Here is a 19,602-nt window from a genome sequence, read left to right as displayed (position 1 = left end):
TGGATGACAGGCATTAGTTAGTACGTGTTGAGTACGTACTAGTTAAATACGTACTGATTAAAATCGATATTGGCAGCACTGGCGACCACTTTTACTCGATTGCTTGCCCCTAATTTTTTCAAAATAGATGAAACGTGTGATTTCACGGTTGTTTCTGAAATATTGAGCTCATAAGCAATAACTTTATTCGCTAGCCCTTGTGTTAAATATTTTAAAACAGCTAATTCCTTTCTGGTTAATGAACGAATTTGGTCAAGAGAGATAGCATCTTCTTTTTTCACGCGGTTTCTTACCGACGATGTGCGCAAAATTTCAGAAGGTAGGCATACGTTGCCCTCGAAGATAGATTCGACCGACGTGGCAATCTCTTCTATTTTACTGCTCTTTGATATGAACCCTACTGCACCATAAGAAATGGTTTGCAGAATGTTGTGCTTTTCCGTTTCCGCCGAGATGATAACAACAGGAAGATTAGGGTGTTGGTTCCTAATTTCAAGTAAACCATTGAGCCCACAGGTTTCAGGCATGTTCAAATCTAGCATCACAAGATCGAAAGCAGGATCGGCTTCGAGTAACTCAAGCGCTTCAGACAGTGAATTAGCTTCAAGGGTTTGAGAGTCGGGAAATTTTTTTCCTAATATCGTCACCATGGCGTGACGAAAAATAGGGTGATCGTCAATGATAAGAATTCTTTGCATACTATTACTACCTTCGGCTTAGTAAGTACCCAAATGCACTCACACAATACGTAATCTACCACTATGTTTGTTAAATTCATTTTAACAAAATAGTTACAACGTGGGCAAGCAAATACGACCGAAGTCTTATAACAAAAAAGCCTTAAAATTCATCATAAATTTCTTAAAAGTACTTTACGCTTTTGTTGATATTCTTCTTCTGTAATTAGCTCCTCTTTTCTAAGCTTTTCAAGGATTTTGAATCTTTGTATTAGCGTATCTTTATTCGATTTTGATCCTTTCTTAACGATATCATTCGACAGTGTCGTTTTGTGTAACTCTTCTACATTTACGGTTACCCAATCAGTTCTCCCCGACTTCATGGTTACACTTGATAAAGTGAACACTATTTTTTCATTAAAAGGGAATTTTGGTGCGACTCTCTCACCGTAATTAAAGTTGTATTCGACAAGACCTTGGTTAGTGGGATCATAGGCCATTTCGTAAGCGCTGTTAGCTAACCTATTGTATTCACCAATGATGAGATTAAGTAAGCCATCGTTGAAAAACGCTCTACCTGCAATAAAGTAAGTTTGTTTCTTTAGTCCCCCTAGGGCTATTTTTTCTTTCGCCAAGGAAAATAAAATATCTTGATGAGGCTTTGCTTTTTTTAGACCTATGCTTAAATGCTTCGCGAGGTTGTTTTGTTGTTTCTCTGTAAATAGTGACTCAGTTGTACTTTTATTTTTTATTATTTTTATACTGGATAAAAATGTAAATATGTCTTGTTCATTTATCTCGACTGGTTGAGACTTCTTTTGTTCGATTAATTCACTCTCTGTGATATTTCCTTTTTTTAAATATATCCCTTCAAAATTATTGTTTTGTATTTTGATAACTGAATTTTCATCCTCGCTCCATAAAATAGTATCTGATGAAAATGATGATGTGGCGAAAAATATAGAGATAATAGCCACTTGAATTTTTAACGTTAATTTCATCATAATATAGTACCAATTAAATCTGAGCATCATTTAAATACACTTGCCCTTAAAGCTGCTTGCTCTTAAAAAACTATCTAAATAGGGAGCAATATTGCTCCCTATTTAGGCTGAAAATTAAAAGAAAATGGTTCCGCCTAGCTGAATAAGCGTAAGATCCTTTGCAGCGTTATATATTGACTGAGCGCTTTCAGAGCCAGTGACATCCAAACTCAAATTTTCATACTTAGCGTAAATGAGAAAACGAGAGCCAAAGTACTGTTCCGCAGCTATGCCCCATTGAGTAAGCTCAGATCCAACTACGCCGTCCAAGTGCGCCATACCATATTGGTCGTTATAGCTTGCGTATTCTGCGTAAAAAGCGGAATCACCAAACCCGTTGTATTGTTTTCGAATACCCGCTTTAAAGTAGTAAGCATCTGTGTCATCACCAGAACCGACAATCGCATCATCAGTTTCTTCCATTTGATAAGTAGCCACACCGAAAATACCAGACTCAAGGTGCATTACGCCGGTTTGAAATTGCAAAGTTGAAGAGCCGTCGCCGCCCACATTAGTGCCGCCGTCTTTATTTACTGAATAGCCACCATGTAGGTTTGTTTTAAACCCGCCATGTTCGGCTGAGTACTTAACTGCGATGTCGTATATTTCATCGTTGGCATAGCCTACCGCCACACTGAAATTACCCATTTTAGGCAAGTCATAACGTACGCCGTTGCGGTAAATGCCATTACAGTCAAGGCCTATTCCCAGTCCTGGTGTGGCTAAGCACTGTGCAAACTGTCCCCATGCCACATTGGTTGAACCTTCATCTATACCTCGTATGAAGAATCCATTGGCGCGGAATAGTGGCGAAATGCCAGACCAAATAGTGCCAGACGGATCGGCAAGTACAGCAATATTATCTGTGGGTAAGCTTTGTAATCCGATAGTGACTTTCCCCCAATTTCCACCGATATGCAGGCTACTACCTAGAAGCCCAATATCGCCGCCATTGAAGGTATCTAAGTTATCTTGATTGGCAAATAACAATGGTGTTTGGTGGCCGCCACCACCATAGTTTGGTGTACCTGAAAGTGGTTCAATAATAACTTCAAAACCTACGTCTAAGCCATGTTCTTCAAGTTTGTAATCTCCCGCTAGGGTAATACGACTGCCAAGTGTGGTGCCATTATCTGAAAGCTGGGCAACATCACTGCCCATGCCATCATCGTAAAAAGTTAATCCTTCATTGATCCAACCTGAAATATTCCAAGAGTATTTTTCTTCTTCTGCGTAGCTGTTCAAACTTAACGTACTTAAAATAGCGATAGATAAATATGATTTAACAAGTAATTTATTTTTCATTTTACTGTCCCAGTGTGAGTGGTGTTTTTTAATAATGAGAATTTATTTTTCCCATATGCCCTAATGTAAATTTCGGGTGTCAGTAAAATTGATAATAGATTTATATAGCTTTTGAACCATTGGACGTAAGGCTTGTTAGCCTCGTTCTTTAGGACTAAGAAAAATTAGGCACAAAGTGCCTAATTTTTCTTTTTATTTTATATTTCTTCTTAATTAAAATTTAGCCTTCACATTTAAACTCACCATGCGAGGTTGAGCTGGACCTACAAATAAGGGGCTTTCTACATCGGGGTAAATGTCTTCTAATACTTCATTAGCTTCGCCATAAGTGCCGAAAGTTTCATAGTCTTTATCAAATACATTGTTCACCCGCAATTGGGCACTGAAGGTCTGATTGAACTGATGATTCAAATAAAGGTTAGCGATTATATAGCTATCTAAGGTGTCATTTTCATTGGCTTCATCACCACGAAAGTATTGGTTCGAGGCTGAAATGACTTCTGCGCCCACTGTGGTTTGTTGGCTAAACCCGTAGTCTAGGTAAAATTTGATATTGTGTTTAGGTTGTCCAGGAATGGTATCACCTGCCTCAACTTGTCTATTTGCTCCTAACGGATTGAAGGGGCTGAAAGACGTAAAGGAAGACTCAAACGTCGCGTCTAAATAATTATAATTAAATCGATAATTCAGCTTTTTCCAAAATGAGTTAATGCTGAACTCAACGCCCTGTCTACGGGTGGCATCAATGTTAATAAAGTAGCCTCTGGATGCCACCGAGCCTGCTTGCTGAAAAATGATGTCATCTTCACTTTCGCTACGATATACGTTTAGCATCATGTCGATGTTGTTAAAGGTCGCGGCATAGTTTGCTTCAATGGTTTGTGTGACTACTTGATCTAACGGTGGATCTGCAACAAAGCCATTGGGCAAGCGGCATGGGTCATCTTCATCTGCACAGCTTAACTCTGCAGGGCTTGGTGTTCTAGACGACTGGCTAAACGCAAGATTTAACTTCGAGGTTTCGCTCAGCGCAATATCTAGCCCTATGGCAGGGTTGAACTGCGTAAATCTATGGTCGCCGTCAAGGGAATCATCACCATCTTCGCTTAAATCTTCCATCAGTACATGGTCGCGATTGAACCGGCCACCTATGTTGAGCGAAACCTTGTCTGTAAGCTGGGTCGTATTAACAAAGAGTAAGGACCACGCAGTCGTGTTTACATCAAGTCTTACTCTCGCTTCAGCCGATTGAAGTCCCTGTAAAGGAATGACCGTGCGGGAATCACTTGCGGTGTCATTTTCTAATATCCCAAAGGTGGTATCGGCAGAGTAGTTGATATCACCTCTGTTGTAGGTAGCGCCTATGACTAACACAGATGGTTTGCTTAATAATTCATAGTTGCTGGCAAGCTGGGTAGAAACTCCGAAGGCTTCTGAACTTGATAACCCAGTATTGTATGTGCCGTCTATCTCGTCGGGAGATACATCTGAAATGTCAGATAGCGCAGTATCTTCATCGTATCCAATGAAAGCAACGGCTTCTACATCATCGCCAACCGTGGCTAGCTCGTCATCATCATCGTCATCATCGTCATCATCGTCATCATCGTCATCATCGTCATCATCTTCCAGTTCACACAAGGTGATGCGGCCATCTGTAAATTGACAGGCGCCAAAGTCGCTGTCATCTCCGTTTATGGTGGTGGTTTCATTGTCGCGATAAAAAGCATTGAACGAGAGTAGGTGATTGTCACTTAGCTGCAAATCGCCTGAAAGGCTAAAGTGATGTAGCTCATTATTGGTTTGATCCGGGTGGGTATAAACCGCTTCACGACCTTCAATTTCTAACAGCTCAATCGGTGAAGCCCCATTGCCCAATAGCTCACTATCGGCATACAAGTAGTTAAAATCTATTAGTCGTTTACTGTCTTGATAAGACACTGCACTGAATACTTGGTTTACCTCTGAAGGCGAGTAATCACGCCATCCATCTTCTTCATAATGATTGGCATTAATGTAATAGCCCCAGTTACCATTGTTCCCACCTGATTCTATCGACAGCGCAGACTGGCCATATTGCCCTACGGTGGCATCTACCTCGTTGGCATCGAAGGAAAAGCCTGTTTTCGTATTTAATGCCAGTGCGCCCCCAAGTGTATTTTGACCGAATAGCGGGTTCGAGCCGGAATAAAGTGACACTGTATCGATAGCATCAAGGGGCATTAGATCCCAATTTACGGTATCGCCAAACGCCTCGTTAATTCTGCCGCCATTTAGGTATACCGAAATGCCCTGAGGCAAGCCTAGCAATGGAGACGCGGTGAAACCTCGGTATTGTAAATCGGGTTGAAACGGGTTGTTTTGTGCATCATTCAAATTCACGCTGGCAAGTTGTGATTTCAAGAGTTCTGGCAAAGAGCGACTTACACTTGCTTCTATTTCCTCTTGAGACAACGATTGAACGGTACCAAAAATTGGCGCTGCATCACTCCCGGTTTGTAGTGCGGTTGCTCCATGGACTTCTATTACTTCTACATCGTTGTCTGCTAGTTGACTGTCTGTTTTAGTATTGGCGTATGCGTTACTGCAAAGCGCTAGAGAAACGCTTGAAGCGATGAATGCGTAAGTTAAAGGCGTTGTGTTTTTTATTAGCATGTTCCTAATTCTTCTATGAACGAGTATGCAATCAGTATCGTGTAGGTGGGTCCCGAAAAATATCCTCCTAAAGAGGGAGGAAAGCTCGTAAATTGGTACTACATGAAAATCCCGAGTAACGGATTTTTATTAAGCAGGGCTTTTACTTACACCAGTATTAAGGTCATTTTGAGTGAGCGTGTTTTTACACCAGAAATTACGGAGCGATGCCTGCCTATCTTGCGCCCCATAAATAAAGATATGCTCATGAAAACGCGCTACACCCAGCGCATAACATTCTCCACTAGTACGAGGCTGCCAAAACGAGGCACCCGTCATAATATCTATAAGTAGGTGATGGAATTGGGTATCTACCCTATATACCCAGTGATTGTCAGCAGACTGAAACCTTTCCGCAGGATTTTGAGCCGACTGTGCAGTCAGCGCGGCAAGCTTATGCAGTAATTTAGGTAATGCTGGTAAGTGATCTAATGATAGTAAAGCGGTAAAGTTGGCCGCGAGTTGCACGCTTTTATTGCCTTTTAACTCTACAGCACCCTCCGTTGTACGAACCCAATTATTGTTTATCGGCGAGTCTGCGTTCTTACTTTTGACATTCGCATCATGCTTACCTGTTCGGCAAACATGCACATTATTAAGGTAGTCGCCAAATGGTGATATTTTTAAAGGCGAGTGTGGTTCGCTATACCGAGAATTCGCTTGCTGTTGATAATCTCGAATAAGTTGCTGTACTGCTAGGGGTAATTTAGCGTCTGTAAATAAACGAGGTTTGGCTTCTACGTTGAACTCAGTTAATACCGACACCACTTTTTTATGAGTATCTGTAAGAGCTTGAGTACTGGTCTTGGTATTATGCACAAATCGAAGAGCAATCATGCCTGCATGGTTTACTTCATCATCGATAAAGAAGTGGCCTAAAGCGATAAACCTGCTTTTAATCTGGCGTTCGACATCAAGTAAGTCGTAAGTAAATTCCTGTGGCACCCACCAGGTAGACACATCGTTTTCGATAGGCTTCACTTGGTGATTATTCGTAAGGTAACGGCTCATTAGGCAAACAGGAACTGAGGTATTTCGTTTTAAAGTAAATGCGGGCGCTTCAGCGGCTTTATTAAAAGGCATAGCATCACATGACTTTGTATTACAGCCTCTGGCACTAATTTCTGCTATAGCCTGTCTACTTAATGAGATGATTTCATCGCCGTCAGTATCTGCACCACTGACTAAAAGGGTGATGTGTTCACCGTCATACCATCTCTTCTTATAATCAATGAGGTCGTCAAAACCAATTTTTAATACCGAATCAGAAAACCCTCCGGCATGTTTGTAAGCCATAGTACTGGTATCACTTCGGCGTATGGCCATGTTATTCAAATAATCGATATTGCGTTCAAGCAGCGTGAGTTCATTAACGAGAACGCCACTTCGCTCTGCTTCAAATTTACTCTTTTCGTAATGGGTATTCACTAGGCCGCTATACAGGTATTGAATCGCACTGATAAAAAGCGCTTTATTATAAGATTGCACATAAAAATACGTACAGCCTGAGTAGGTCGTCGCGTTTATCGACAAGGGTAGCAGGGCATTTGCGACAAAAAGCTCATGGTCGGCAGGGTAGTACAGCGACCCACGAAAACACATGTGTTCAGCAAGGTGAGATACGCCAGAATGATCATGTGCTGGCGTATTAACAACAAATACACCCGTAAAAAGTGATTTTCTGCGTTCTAGGTTGCCTGTCTTGTTTGTATTCGTCGCAATATCTGTATCAGTGCCATTGCCAGAACTGTTATGAAAGCGAGTACTGCCAGCACTGCTTATGTGACTTGAACAGCTTGAGCCATCTTCAGGCCTTTGAGCATTGTGCGTTACATACCGGATGTTAATCATCACAAAGCGCTTAAGCGGTCACGTCTTGTATCATCTTTACAGGGATAGCATTTTTCACTGTGCGAAATTTTAAAGTAGAGCTTGCCGGTTGCCCGGCATTATCGGTAATAGTTTTCATCAAATGGTGATCGGGTGACTTATCGCAAACCGGATCGGTTTTGTGCATATCCCCGGTCAGCAAAAAGGCTTGGCAACGACAACCGCCAAAATCCTTGTCTTTTTCATCACAGGTCTTGCATGGCGAAGGCATCCAGTCATCGCCTCTAAAGTGATTAAAACTAAAATCATGTTCCCAGATATGCTGTACCGATGAGCCTTTCACGTTAGGAAAGGTGAGAGGAAGGATTTTGGCACTGTGACAAGGAAGCGCACTGCCATCTGGGGTTACCGTTAAAAAAGTAGTTCCCCATCCATTCATACACGCCTTTGGCCTATTCTCGTAGTAATCGGGTGTGACAAACATAAATTTAGGGCCGCCACATTGCTGGTCTCTATACCGGTTAATGGCCTGCTCAGCTTCTTCTAGCTGGCTTTGTGTAGGTAGTAAGTGCTCACGGTTTTCATACGCCCAACCATAATATTGAACCGTCGCGAGTTCTACAAAATCGGCCTTAAGTTCAGTGCTAAGAGCCATGACTTCTTCAATTTCATGAATGTTTTGGGCGGTAATACAGAAATTCAGCACCATAGGGTAGTTGTAGGCTTTAACTAACTTGGCAATATTCAGTTTTTGTTTGAACGAGTGGCGCTTATTGCCAATAAGGTCGTTAACTTCAGCATTGGCTGATTGAAAGCTAAGCTGAATATGATCAAGCCCCGCATCTTTTAATCTGGCAATGCGCTTTTCCGTCATGCCAATGCCGGAGGTGATCAAGTTGGTGTAAAAGCCAAGCTCGCGGGCATAGGCGACTAACTCTTCTAAATCTTTGCGCAACAAGGGTTCTCCACCGGAAAAACCTAACTGAACTGCACCCATTTCTCTGGCTTCCTTAAACACCCTCTTCCACTGAGACGTAGTGAGCTCGTTAAAGGTTTCTTCCATATTCACGGGGTTAGAACAATAGGGGCAGTGAAGTGGACATTGATAGGTTAGCTCAGCGAGTAGCCATAAAGGTGGAGTAGTGGCTTTGGTAGGTTGTGAAGCCTTGGTAGCGTGCGATGCGTGGTTAGTCATACACCACCCACTTTTTTTCTTCAGCGTGTTGCAAAAATACGGTTACGTCTTCTTCTAAATCCTCAGGTGCATCGGGGAAGGCCTTTCTAAGCGCTACTGCAATGTCTTCTGTAGAGCGCACACCATCAACAAGGGTTAAAATTTCAGACGCCGAAGGGTTTAGTTTAATCATACCTTCAGGAAATAGAAGCACATATCCATCTTGTACTTTTTCATATTGTAAGCGAAACAAAGGGTTCATAGACGGCGTGTTAGATTTGTTTGTCATTAGAATCTCCCCGTATGGCAAATCTGTTGATCTGCAATGCCATCAAAAGGCTTTCTACCATATTCATAAGCGAAACAAATAGCATCGGCAATGCTCCACAGAATATCTATTTTAAATTGAAGAATGTTCAAAGCACGCTCTTGTTGATTGCGGGTAACAAAGTGGTCGAGCGTTATTTGAAGGCCGTGTTCTACATCGCGCCTTGCTTGCCCTAAACGCATTTGAAAATAGGTAAACCCTTCTTGGTTTATCCACGTGTAGTGAGTGGGCCAGGTATCAAGACGGCTTTGGTGTATTTCAGGCGCAAACATTTCGGTAAGTGATGAACAAGCGGCTTCTTGCCACGATGCGCGGCGTGCAAAATTCACATAGGCATTTACCGCGAATTTTACGCCGGGCAATATGTGAGATTCATTAAGTAATTCATCGCGGTTAAGCCCTACCGCTTCCCCTAGACGAAGCCATGCTTCAATACCGCCTAAACTGGTATCACCTTCCCGGCCATCATGGTCGATAAGCCTCTGAATCCAGGTGCGTCTTATTTCTTGGTCTTCACAGTTTGCTAATATGGCGGCATCTTTAACTGGAATAGCCATTTGATAATACAGCCTGTTTGCCACCCAGCCTTGTATTTCTTCTTTACTGCAATGGCCTGCATTCATACGTTTATGGAAGGGATGATGGATATGGTAATACGCACCTTTTGCGCGTAATTGCTGTTCGAATTCTTCTTTTGTCCATGCAGGTTTCAACATGTTACACCTCTATTTGCATGCCATCGTAAGCCAGCTCAATGTTCTGCTCTTGTAATGCATGGAAAGCTGATGAATCTTCATTAAGCACGGGGTTAGTGTTGTTAATATGGATCAGCACCTTGCGCTTAACGTCAAAGCGATTGAGCAGTGCGATAGCACCATTTTCACCGTTCACTGGCATATGCCCCATTTGGGTACCTAACTTTTGACTAAAGCCATGATCAATCATTTCTTCGTTCACCCATAAGGTGCCATCGAAAAGCACGCACTCTGCGTCGGCCATAACCTGCTTCACGGTGTCGTTGGCTTGCATACACCCTGGCGCATAAAAAAGAACGTGCCCTGTTTGAGTATCGGTAATTTTAAGGCCAATATTATTGCCCGGAACAATGTTGTCGCGATAAGTAGAATAGGGGGGCGCGTTTGACTCTAGCACTACAGGTTGGAATATAAGCCCCTCTGCGCCTTCAGGCACAAAGGTATCGGTAAAGTCGGTGCTAATTGAGCGTTGCTGAAGGCCGCCGTGCCAGTGTTTCAGTACAGTAAACAAAGGAAAGCTGGTGGTTAAATCTTCGTTTACCACATCGGTACAGTACACAGGAAGCGGTAACCCTTCTCTTAGCGTAAGCAAGCCGGTGGTATGGTCTATTTGGCTGTCGGTAAGCACTATAGATGAAATACGTGTGCCTCGGGCAACGTGCTCTTCAGGCCAAAGCTGAGGATGGCTATTTATTTGTTCCCGTAAATCGGGAGAGGCATTGATTAATACCCATTTACTCCCGTCGACACTTACCGCAATGCTCGATTGGGTGCGGGGGGTTGTTTTAATGGTGTGCTGACGTGCGCCTTTGCAATTTTCGCAATGACAATTCCATTGAGGGAACCCGCCGCCTGCGCCTGCGCCAAGAATCAATACCTGCATAACTACTCCTTGGGTATTTGAAAAAGGCTGCAATAGCAGCCTTTTGATTACTTATCACGATGGCTTAGGTCTAACGGTTGCTGATATATAGCGTTACTTCAAAACCTAGGCGCATTTCAGTGTATTGAGGTTTAGTCCACATCGTCATTTCCTCTGTCTTTTTGGGTGAGTTCAATATGAGTATATGTTGATTATCTGTTAACAGATATCCTTCTAAAGGAGGAGAATTACCATGAATCATGATGATGTTTGGGCAGTGGCTAGCCGTTGCAAATAGGCCAGCAGCAAAGGAATAGGGCGGCCGGTAGCCGAATTAGCAGTACCATATTTAAATGCGGTACCAGCCACGTCCATATGAGCCCAAGGAAAACGCTTAGCGAAGCGAGACAAAAAGCAGCCTGCGGTAATCATACCTGGCGAGTTTTTCCCTGCGTTTGTCATATCGGCATGAGAAGAGGCTATAGCGTCTTGATATTCAGGCCATAATGGGAATGGCCAAATTGGATCTTGGGCGTGTTCACCAGCCTTAATCAGCGCTTGTTCTAGCGAGCGGGAATTACTCATTACGCCGCTGCACTTGTGGCCTAACGCCGTTATAGCAGCACCGGTTAGGGTTGCTATATCTATGACAGAGTGGGGGGCGAAACGCTCACTGTAACTTAACGCATCACACATTAGCATTCGCCCCTCTGCATCAGTGCTTATAACTTCAACGGTTTGTTTGGAATGAGTAGTGATGATATCGCCGGGCCGGTATGCATTACCGCCAATACTGTTTTCAGCGGTAGCCAATATTCCAATAATATTAATATTCAAGTCTAGTTCGGCTGCGGTTTTAATCACACCGAGTACGCAAGCTGCCCCCGCCATGTCGTAAATCATGTGGTGCATATCATTACCTCGTTTTAGGGTAATGCCACCGGAATCAAATGTAACTCCTTTACCTATTAAGACTATAGGCTTGGCGTTTTTCCCATTGTCGTTGCCACCATCGCCACCTTCATTTGTGAGAACATTACCTGAATAATGAATTACCGGCATAGAAGCAGGGAATGCTGATGCGCGATTAACCGCTAAATACGCATTCATGCCTAGTGCTTCCAATGTATCTTGGTCGATAATCTCGGTAGTAATTGTAGGATACGTATCCGCGAGTATTGTCGCTTGGTCGGCCAAATAAGCGGGGGTACATAAATTCGCTGGCATGTGAGATAAATCTCGCGCTAACCTCATACCTTTTGCCAGCGCTGTCTCATAATTAATGCAGGCTAGTAGTGCGTTTGAGGGAGCACCGGAAGCTAGCTCAGAACCGACATATGATGCCTCATCTAGAGCCACTTTAGATGCCACGTCTGTTGATGGTACTTGTATGCTTAAGCTAGGCATCTCGTTAGATGACAAGTGAGGGGAGGATTTATATCCTGTAAACTGGTAGCAACAAAAATGAAATGCCCGCAATAATTGGCTAACAAGTGTTATATCTAGCTTTCTCTGCCTACTTGCGCTTTGCATAGTGTGGGAAGTAGTGTGGTTGATAGTACTGTAAGTCGTTTTACAAGGCAGTACCAAAGTGATCGTTGCCGCCTTTAACGAAAGGGCGTACTTAAACATATCAACAAATAGCTTACGTGTGCCGTGACAAGCCGAAGGATGATCAAAGCTGAGGTTGATATTCTCTTCTAAATTACCCACTCCCCATATAAGCCATTGTTTTGCCGCCGTCTCTATAGGCCGGTGAAGTAACACCTTTTGGCCTTGCGAGCCTACAAATTCTTCATCGTTGAATATCTGCTGAATGAATGCTTGAGTACTATGTGGCATTTTTTGAATTGTGGGGTGTATATCAGTGGGTGAGCAAAGCCATATTACGCAATCGGCGACTACTTCGTGTAAGTTGCTGTGAGGTGCTAATGTTACGTTTGTCATGGGCGCCCTTGTTGGTTTGCTTTTAGGCGCTGTTTTTTCCCATAGCTCTTATTTCCAATCCCTTTAATTCCAGTCTCCTTATTTCCAGCTCCCTTGTTTCCAGCGCTGTTAATTGAAAAGCTAGCAGCAGGTTTTGGCCTAAAGCTTCTTACGGCGAAGGTAAAGGTAATAAGAGTGAGCACAAGTACAATCATTAGCTCATTTGCTGCAAGCTTTTCATACAACCCAAAGCGCAGTAGCTCAACGCCACTGGTAAACGGATTAAAGGCGCACACTTGATACAGCCATTCGCTTGCTTCTTGCATTTTCCACAATGGATAAAGCGCACTTGAAAGGAAAAACATTGGAAAGATAACGAAGTTCATCACACCAGCAAAGTTCTCTAATTGCTTAATGGAATTCGCCAGCAATAAGCCCAGCGAGCCAAGAAAAATAGACAGTAATGCAATGATTGGAAGCGCGTAGACATAACCTATTAAGGGTAATTTCACGTCAACAAGTAACGCAAAGCAAAAGAATAAATAAACCTGTATTGCTGATACCAGCGTGTTAGCCACCAATTTACTACATAGCAAAAATGAACGGGGTACTGGGCTCATTAGTAGTACCTTCATGCTACCCATTTCTCGGTCGTAAACCATAGACAGCGAACTTTGCATACTGTTAAACAATACAATCATGGCGGCTAACCCCGGCACAATGTATTCCTCATACAGAATGTAAGTCTCGTATGGCGGGATCATAGAAAGCCCTAGCGCCGAACGAAACCCCGCTGCAAATACGAACAGCCACAATAGCGGGCGAACTAAAGCACTCAACAATCGCGAGCGCTGTTGCCAAAATTTCAACATTTCTCGGGTTAATACACCCATAAAACAGCGCCAGTACATCATGCCTGAACCTTAGTCTGTGTAATTTGCTTGCACTTATAGAGGGTATGGGTATTAGTTTGCATGAGTAAGTGCCTCCCATAGCTGATGAATATCTAAGACCTGATGTTTATCAAGCAATGCCGAACAAATATCTCTTTCTACTAGTCGTCCATTTAGTAATATGGCGAGGGGATCAGTGGGCGATACCTCTTCAAATAGGTGAGTAGCCCACAGCACAGTCACTCCCTGTTTTAGCGCTAAGTCATGAACCACCGAATGAATTAACTGCCGAGAGGCAATATCTAACCCTACAGTGGGTTCATCAAGTAATAAGGCGCTAGGTTGGTGAATAAGGCATCTTGCTAACTCAACACGGCGTCTATGGCCACCATTTAAATGGCGTATCTTGGTATCTAGGCGGTCACTCAGGTCAAGTTCAGTTAATAAGTTATTAATGCGTGAAATTGACTTGTCTGGGGCGAGGCCGTGAAGCGAGGCAAAATAGGCTAAGTTTTGCTTTACGGTAAGGTCGATATCTAGCGTGCTTTGCTGAAACACCACGCCGAGATTTTTCATAATCGAAGCGCGGTTTTTTGTTATCGGCTTGCCATTAAATAAAATATTTCCTTGGCCAATTCGTTGTAACCCTGTGAGCAACCCAAATAGGCTACTTTTACCTGCACCATTAGGACCAAGTAAAATATTAAAGCCCGGTTTAAGGGTCAGTGAAATTTCATCAAGGGCTGTTACTTTGCCGTAAGCGTGAGTAATCCCTTGGATATCTATTTCCATTTAACGGCAATTCCCCATGGGTAACGACCGACCTTAATCGTTTTTTCAACATCGAGAGTTTCAGTATTAATAACCGACACGTCGCCGCTTACCCCGTTTGTTGTGAGTAGTAATGACTGGTCTTGGTTAAACGCTAATTGCCACACGCGCCTACCTACGACTATGTATTTCTCTACTTCAAACGTATTAGTGTTTACCACAGCAACACGATTTGCGGGGCCTAGGGCGACAAACGCGTAAGGGGAGTTTTTCATCAGCAATATACCAACGGGTTGTATTTTGTCGCGGTACACGCCTTTAACTGCAAAAGACAAGGTATGTACTTTTTGTTTAGTTTGAGTATCAAATAGAGTGACTGTGCCGCCAATTTCAGAACTTACCCAAAGGTACTTATCGTCAGCAGTAAAGTGTGCGTCTCGCGGGCGGGCGTCTACTAAGCTATTGGCAATGTTCTCGTGGGTGTTGGTGTCTATCCAGTGCACCATGTTTGTTGTTTCTGAAGTAACAACCATCATGCGGCCGTCATGGCTTACCGCTAACCCTTCAGGTTCAACCCCAACATCTATTTGTGCAATTACTTGGCTGGTGGGAATATCAATAACGGTGAGCAGGGCATCATCTTCATTGGCGGTGTAAATGGTAGTGCCATTGGGGTGAAGGGCTATGGTTTCAGGATCCTCACCTGACGGCAAGTCGCCAACAATAGTATGGGTGTCTAAATCGATAATTTGAATGCGATCAGAGTCTGATGCGCAAATGTAAGCATGGGCTTGGTCAGCGCTTAATATAAAGCCCCTTGGACGCTCACCAATGTCTAGCGTATCGGTGACTTCAAATGTATTCATATCAATAATTGAAAGCGTATTGTCTTTTTCATTCGTCACATATGCCTGTGGCATAGCACTTACACTCAGACTAGTGGCCCATAAACCGAGTAACCAAATACTAGTAACTACAAATTGCGTTCTCATAGGGCGTCCTTACAAGTAGTGGTGGCATCACCTAGGGTGTCTAGTTCATCGCGTTGGTGTAAAAAGCCAGGCAGGGGGGCGTGGATCACTAGCGCTTCTTCGTGTGCTAACGCGATGGGCTGGCGAAGTTGGCGGGTGCCTATTCTAAAGGTGAGTTGCCTACCCTTGTACGCTGCAATACTGAGTTGGTCATCTACTAATGCGTTAAATAATTTTGTACCTGTAACAGGCTCAAGGGTATCAGAATCATTGTTTTCACTTCGCTGCAATGCGGTCGATATGGCGATAATGGCTGCATAAGCAGCAAAGTCTACGTCATTCATATTGCGCGAAAACTTTTCCTTAAAACGATTTTGCAGCTGCCTTGCGCCCCATTGCTCATGAGTAAAATGCCACCCTAATGGTTTCAAACCTGCCGACCCCATAATGGGCACAATAAGGTGGGTATTAAAGGGTAAGCTGTAGGCATACTGACCTTGGGTGTCGGCAGAAAAAATAGCGTCGTAAGGTTTCTTAGTTCGAGTAAAAAGGGGAATTTCAGAAAATGCAGAGCGTCGTAAGTCAAAACTTGCCTGCCATATTTTCTCTTCAACAATATTTAACTTAAACTTCTTCGCGGTACGTAAAAACGCGTTTAAGTAAGCCTGATCACTTTCATGGGTGCCGCGCAAGGTTAATACCGAGCTCAAACGCTTAGTTCTAAGCCATTGACCCAGCGCATCGGTTTTCATTTGGTAGCTAGGGTAGGTGTGTAGTACGTTAAGTTCGCAGTGCTGTTGGCGAAATGCATCCTTGCCACTGGCTACATTCACCACTAATGCGCTGGGGTTAATAGACACCACCGAACGAACGGCTTGTTCATATTGAGCGTCTGGGCTATCGATAAGCACCACAGAGGTATTGGCAATCACATCGGTAGCCGCTGAGTCAAAAGCGCCTTGGTGGGCAAGCGATAGCGAATAGCCCAAAAATTTTCCCGTAATATTGGCATCTTCAATGCCAATTTCGGCACCCGCAATTCCTTCGTCATTAGGGCGGATTAAATACGAAGGCGTCCCTGCGGGGGTAGGGCGTTCCACCTTAATATAAACAATGTTCGTAGCGCTAGGTTGGGTTTCAGCTTGCCCTCCATATTTACTTTCAGACTGACTCCCAGATTGGGCATGAACATTGGCATGCAAGGCCGATACGCTTATCAATAGGATTGATACTCCTATCCATACTTTTACTTTTTCCATGAACCAGCGAAGGGCTTTTCTCACACTTCTATTCACACTTCTTTTTTGAAAGTGTGCCTTTTGTCAGTCGCGATACAAAAAGGGTATATGGCATTATTCCCGAATAACATCCTCCTAAAGGAGGAATGCTATGGCGCTAAAGTAGCATTAGTGAATGCCTGTCTGCGCATTAGTATTGAAAGTACTTAGCGTCAAGAGAGTTTCTCGTAGTGACTTGTTTGCGGACCTTTTATTTTATTCCCTTCATACTTTTAAGCTTGAGTGTATTAAGTGCCAGTGTTTTTGCTCGGTCTTTTGATGACATTATCGAAAGTAAGAAGATTAATATCGCGGTTTATATTGATTATCCACCTTACTCGTACATGGAAGCGGGTTCAGCGAAAGGAATAGATGTTGATATAGCTAAAGAAATTGCTGCTAAATTCAATGTTGAACTAGTGTTAACTTGGATGACCCCGGGAGAAACGACGGAAGATGATTTTCGTAATTTTTTATGGAAAGGGCACATTATTCACAAAGTAAAAGCTGACTTAATGATGCGTGCTCCCTACGACCGTTCTTTTTCCCAAAAACGGGACGATATTGGCCTGCTAGCGAATGAGTTAGTTCACATGTTCGCACCGTATCAACAAGAAAGTTGGCAGATAATTCACAACACAGAACAATTGCCAGAGGTAGAGACCATGGCGGTGTTTCAATACCATAAGATTGGCGCTGAAATTGACAGTATTCCTCATTTTTACCTCACCTCGGCCTTTGGCGGAAGGTTACGAGATAACACAACGCAATATGTCAGTAATGAGCTCGCCATTGATGCCATGAAAAAAGGTGATGTTGATGCGGTAATGGGGCTTCGAACACAAATCAGTTATTTGTCTCAATTTGTTGATAACGCGAAATTTAAGCTTGCTAGTAATGCGTTCCCCTTGATAGGGAAGCAGAAGTGGGATTTAGGTATTGCGGTACATAACGACTACCGAACCCTCGCGTATGAAGTTGGTGATGTAATTACCGAGATGGTACAGACCGAAAAAATGGCGCAGATTTTCAGTCAGTATCATGCCACCTATGAAATGCCTGCTTACTATGCAATCGAGCTCTAGTTCCTCAAATTGCTCAAGTGCTTTGGGCATGCTTCCTATTAATTCCTCCTCCTAAAGGAGGGGACAATTCACTCAGCCGTTCCATAGGCACGCCCATCGGGCACCGCTATTCTAATTCTATCGAATAGTCTGCAAGTCAGATCCATTCATGGCCAATACGCAATTAGGAAACGTTATGAATAAACCACTACCATTAAAAAGAATTGCCTTAGCTTTATTGGTTTGTGCGGGGGCAATCTCCCCCGTTCAAGCTAACGTGACCGACAAAGATATACAAAACGACCAAGCCACTACTGACGATATCGTATCGTATGGCATGGGGTTGCGCGCCCAGCGATACAGCCCACTATCTGCAATTAACAAAGACACTATCGAAGAAATTCGCCCAGTTTGGGCATTTTCACTTGGCGGCGAAAAGCAGCGGGGCCAAGAGTCTCAGCCTATGGTGAAAGATGGCGTTATGTATGTCACGGGCTCTTACTCTCGAGTTTGGGCCATTAATGCTATGACTGGTGAAGAGTTGTGGCAGTACGAAGCCCGTTTGCCCGATGGCATTATGCCTTGTTGTGATGTAATTAATCGTGGCGTTGCCCTTTACGACAACCTGGTTATATTCGGTACTTTGGATGCCAAATTAGTCGCACTTGATAAAGACACGGGCAAAACCGTGTGGAAGAAAAAGGTAGAAGATTACAAGGCCGGATATTCTATTACTGCCGCGCCTATTATTATTGATGGCATGGTGATCACAGGGAATTCGGGCGGCGAGTTTGGTGTTGTGGGCAAGGTATATGCCTTTGACGCCAAAACTGGCAAGCAAGTGTGGGTTAGACCTACCGTTGAAGGCCACATGGGGTATATGTGGAAAGACGGCAAAAAAACCGAGAATGGTATTTCTGGCGGCGAGGCGGGTAAAACTTGGCCTGCAGATTTATGGAAAACTGGCGGCGCTGCAACTTGGCTAGGCGGCACTTATGATGCTGATACAGGACTGTTATTTTTTGGTACAGGTAACCCATCACCGTGGAACTCACACCTTCGCCCCGGCGATAACTACTTCTCTTCATCTCGTTTAGCAATTGACCCTAAAACCGGCAAAATTGTATGGCACTTTCAAACCACGCCTCACGATGGATGGGACTTTGATGGTGTAAACGAGCTTATATCCTTTGACTATGAAGAGTCTGGCAAAACAGTGAAAGCCGCTGCAACAGCCGATAGAAATGGTTTCTTTTATGTATTGAACCGTGAGGATGGAGATTTCATCCGAGGCTTTCCATTTGTAGATAAATTAACGTGGGCCAATGGCTTAGATGAAAATGGACGACCGCTATATATTGAAGATGTTCGCCCAGGTAACCCATCATTGTCGGACGACGGTAAGAAAGGTGCACAGGTTGTAGCTCGTCCTGCTTTCTTAGGTGGAAAAAACTGGATGCCAATGGCGTATTCACCTGATACAGGTTTGTTTTACGTACCTTCCAATGAATGGGAAATGGATATTTGGAACGAAACCACCTCGTATAAAAAGGGCGCAGCTTACCTAGGTGCTGGGTTTACCATCAAATCCGTCAATGAAGACTATATTGGTGTACTTCGCGCCATAGACCCTAAAACTGGTGAAGAAGTGTGGCGTTATAATAACTTTGCGCCGCTGTGGGGTGGGGTGATGACCACTGGCGGCGGGTTGGTCTGGACAGGGAATCCAGAGGGCTACTTAATGGCCTTTGACGATAAAACCGGAGAGATGGTTTATAAGTTCCAAACAGGCTCAGGCATTGTAGGTTCACCTGTAACTTGGGAGATGGAAGGCGAGCAATATGTGTCTGTGCTATCTGGCTGGGGCGGCGCAGTACCTTTATGGGGCGGTGAAGTAGCTAAGCGGGTTAAACACCTTAACCAAGGTGGCACGGTATGGACATTTAAGTTACCTAAACGCTACGAGCAAGTAGCTAAAAACTAACCACCTATAAGTACAATTGAAGCCGATACTGTTAAAGGTATCGGCTTT

Annotated in this window: 17 protein-coding genes; 2 read left to right on the top strand and 15 right to left on the bottom strand. The window is 43.6% G+C overall.

All coding sequences use genetic code 11. The annotated features are described in order from the left end of the window. Nucleotides 1–38: 38 nt before the first annotated feature. From JKP82_RS15720 to JKP82_RS15650, 15 genes are all read right to left on the bottom strand, one after another. Nucleotides 39–698: a response regulator gene (locus JKP82_RS15720; RefSeq protein ID WP_159533113.1), complete on the bottom strand. Its 660-nt coding sequence runs from the start codon at nt 696–698 to the stop codon at nt 39–41. 152 nt (nt 699–850) lie between these two features. Then, the gene (locus tag JKP82_RS15715; protein ID WP_218397759.1) at nt 851–1,681 is read right to left on the bottom strand and encodes an SHOCT domain-containing protein; all 831 of its coding nucleotides are present in this window, start codon (nt 1,679–1,681) and stop codon (nt 851–853) included. A gap of 114 nt (nt 1,682–1,795) precedes the next feature. Next, a complete protein-coding gene (locus JKP82_RS15710) occupies nt 1,796–3,025 on the bottom strand; it encodes a porin family protein (protein WP_159533107.1) in 1,230 nt (409 codons plus the stop codon). A 213-nt stretch (nt 3,026–3,238) separates the two neighbouring features. Next, on the bottom strand, nt 3,239–5,680 hold the full coding sequence (locus tag JKP82_RS15705; RefSeq protein WP_218397756.1) for a TonB-dependent receptor: 2,442 nt from the start codon (nt 5,678–5,680) through the stop codon (nt 3,239–3,241). Nucleotides 5,681–5,809: 129 nt separating this feature from the next. Then, on the bottom strand, nt 5,810–7,570 hold the full coding sequence (locus tag JKP82_RS15700) for an insulinase family protein (protein ID WP_258544414.1): 1,761 nt from the start codon (nt 7,568–7,570) through the stop codon (nt 5,810–5,812). 10 nt (nt 7,571–7,580) lie between these two features. Then, the gene (gene pqqE / locus JKP82_RS15695; protein WP_159533101.1) at nt 7,581–8,744 is read right to left on the bottom strand and encodes a pyrroloquinoline quinone biosynthesis protein PqqE; all 1,164 of its coding nucleotides are present in this window, start codon (nt 8,742–8,744) and stop codon (nt 7,581–7,583) included. Then, nucleotides 8,737–9,012 (bottom strand): pyrroloquinoline quinone biosynthesis peptide chaperone PqqD, encoded by a 276-nt coding sequence (gene pqqD / locus JKP82_RS15690; protein WP_159533099.1) that lies wholly within the window; start codon nt 9,010–9,012, stop codon nt 8,737–8,739. Before pqqD ends, pqqE begins: the two co-directional genes overlap by 8 nt. After that, entirely contained in the window at nt 9,012–9,767 is a 756-nt protein-coding gene (gene pqqC, locus JKP82_RS15685; RefSeq protein WP_218397752.1) for a pyrroloquinoline-quinone synthase PqqC, read from the bottom strand. The genes pqqD and pqqC overlap by 1 nt, the downstream gene beginning before the upstream one ends. 1 nt (nt 9,768) lies before the next feature. Further along, nucleotides 9,769–10,689: a pyrroloquinoline quinone biosynthesis protein PqqB gene (gene pqqB, locus JKP82_RS15680; protein ID WP_218397750.1), complete on the bottom strand. Its 921-nt coding sequence runs from the start codon at nt 10,687–10,689 to the stop codon at nt 9,769–9,771. 70 nt (nt 10,690–10,759) lie between these two features. After that, nucleotides 10,760–10,831, bottom strand: a complete 72-nt coding sequence (gene pqqA / locus JKP82_RS15675) for a pyrroloquinoline quinone precursor peptide PqqA (protein WP_073324441.1) — start codon at nt 10,829–10,831, stop codon at nt 10,760–10,762. 95 nt (nt 10,832–10,926) lie between these two features. Beyond that, the gene (locus tag JKP82_RS15670; protein ID WP_159533093.1) at nt 10,927–12,615 is read right to left on the bottom strand and encodes a leucyl aminopeptidase; all 1,689 of its coding nucleotides are present in this window, start codon (nt 12,613–12,615) and stop codon (nt 10,927–10,929) included. Next, nucleotides 12,612–13,505, bottom strand: a complete 894-nt coding sequence (pedC, locus tag JKP82_RS15665) for a lanthanide ABC transporter permease protein PedC (protein WP_218397807.1) — start codon at nt 13,503–13,505, stop codon at nt 12,612–12,614. The genes JKP82_RS15670 and pedC overlap by 4 nt, the downstream gene beginning before the upstream one ends. 54 nt (nt 13,506–13,559) lie before the next feature. Continuing rightward, nucleotides 13,560–14,279, bottom strand: a complete 720-nt coding sequence (locus tag JKP82_RS15660) for an ATP-binding cassette domain-containing protein (protein WP_218397748.1) — start codon at nt 14,277–14,279, stop codon at nt 13,560–13,562. Further along, complete coding sequence (locus JKP82_RS15655; protein ID WP_218397746.1) at nt 14,270–15,250, bottom strand: PQQ-dependent catabolism-associated beta-propeller protein; 981 nt, start codon at nt 15,248–15,250, stop codon at nt 14,270–14,272. Before JKP82_RS15655 ends, JKP82_RS15660 begins: the two co-directional genes overlap by 10 nt. Next, complete coding sequence (locus tag JKP82_RS15650) at nt 15,247–16,524, bottom strand: type 1 periplasmic-binding domain-containing protein (protein ID WP_309475342.1); 1,278 nt, start codon at nt 16,522–16,524, stop codon at nt 15,247–15,249. Before JKP82_RS15650 ends, JKP82_RS15655 begins: the two co-directional genes overlap by 4 nt. 173 nt (nt 16,525–16,697) lie before the next feature. On the opposite strand from JKP82_RS15650, the gene JKP82_RS15645 reads away from it, so the two are divergent. Beyond that, nucleotides 16,698–17,591 (top strand): substrate-binding periplasmic protein, encoded by an 894-nt coding sequence (locus tag JKP82_RS15645; RefSeq protein WP_159533087.1) that lies wholly within the window; start codon nt 16,698–16,700, stop codon nt 17,589–17,591. 175 nt (nt 17,592–17,766) lie between these two features. Next, the gene (locus JKP82_RS15640) at nt 17,767–19,554 is read left to right on the top strand and encodes a PQQ-dependent methanol/ethanol family dehydrogenase (RefSeq protein ID WP_218397744.1); all 1,788 of its coding nucleotides are present in this window, start codon (nt 17,767–17,769) and stop codon (nt 19,552–19,554) included. Nucleotides 19,555–19,602 lie beyond the last annotated feature (48 nt).

The sequence above is a fragment of the Alteromonas lipotrueae genome (assembly GCF_019249215.1).
Taxonomy (GTDB): domain Bacteria; phylum Pseudomonadota; class Gammaproteobacteria; order Enterobacterales; family Alteromonadaceae; genus Alteromonas; species Alteromonas lipotrueae.
This window is presented reverse-complemented; position numbering and strand designations above follow the sequence as displayed.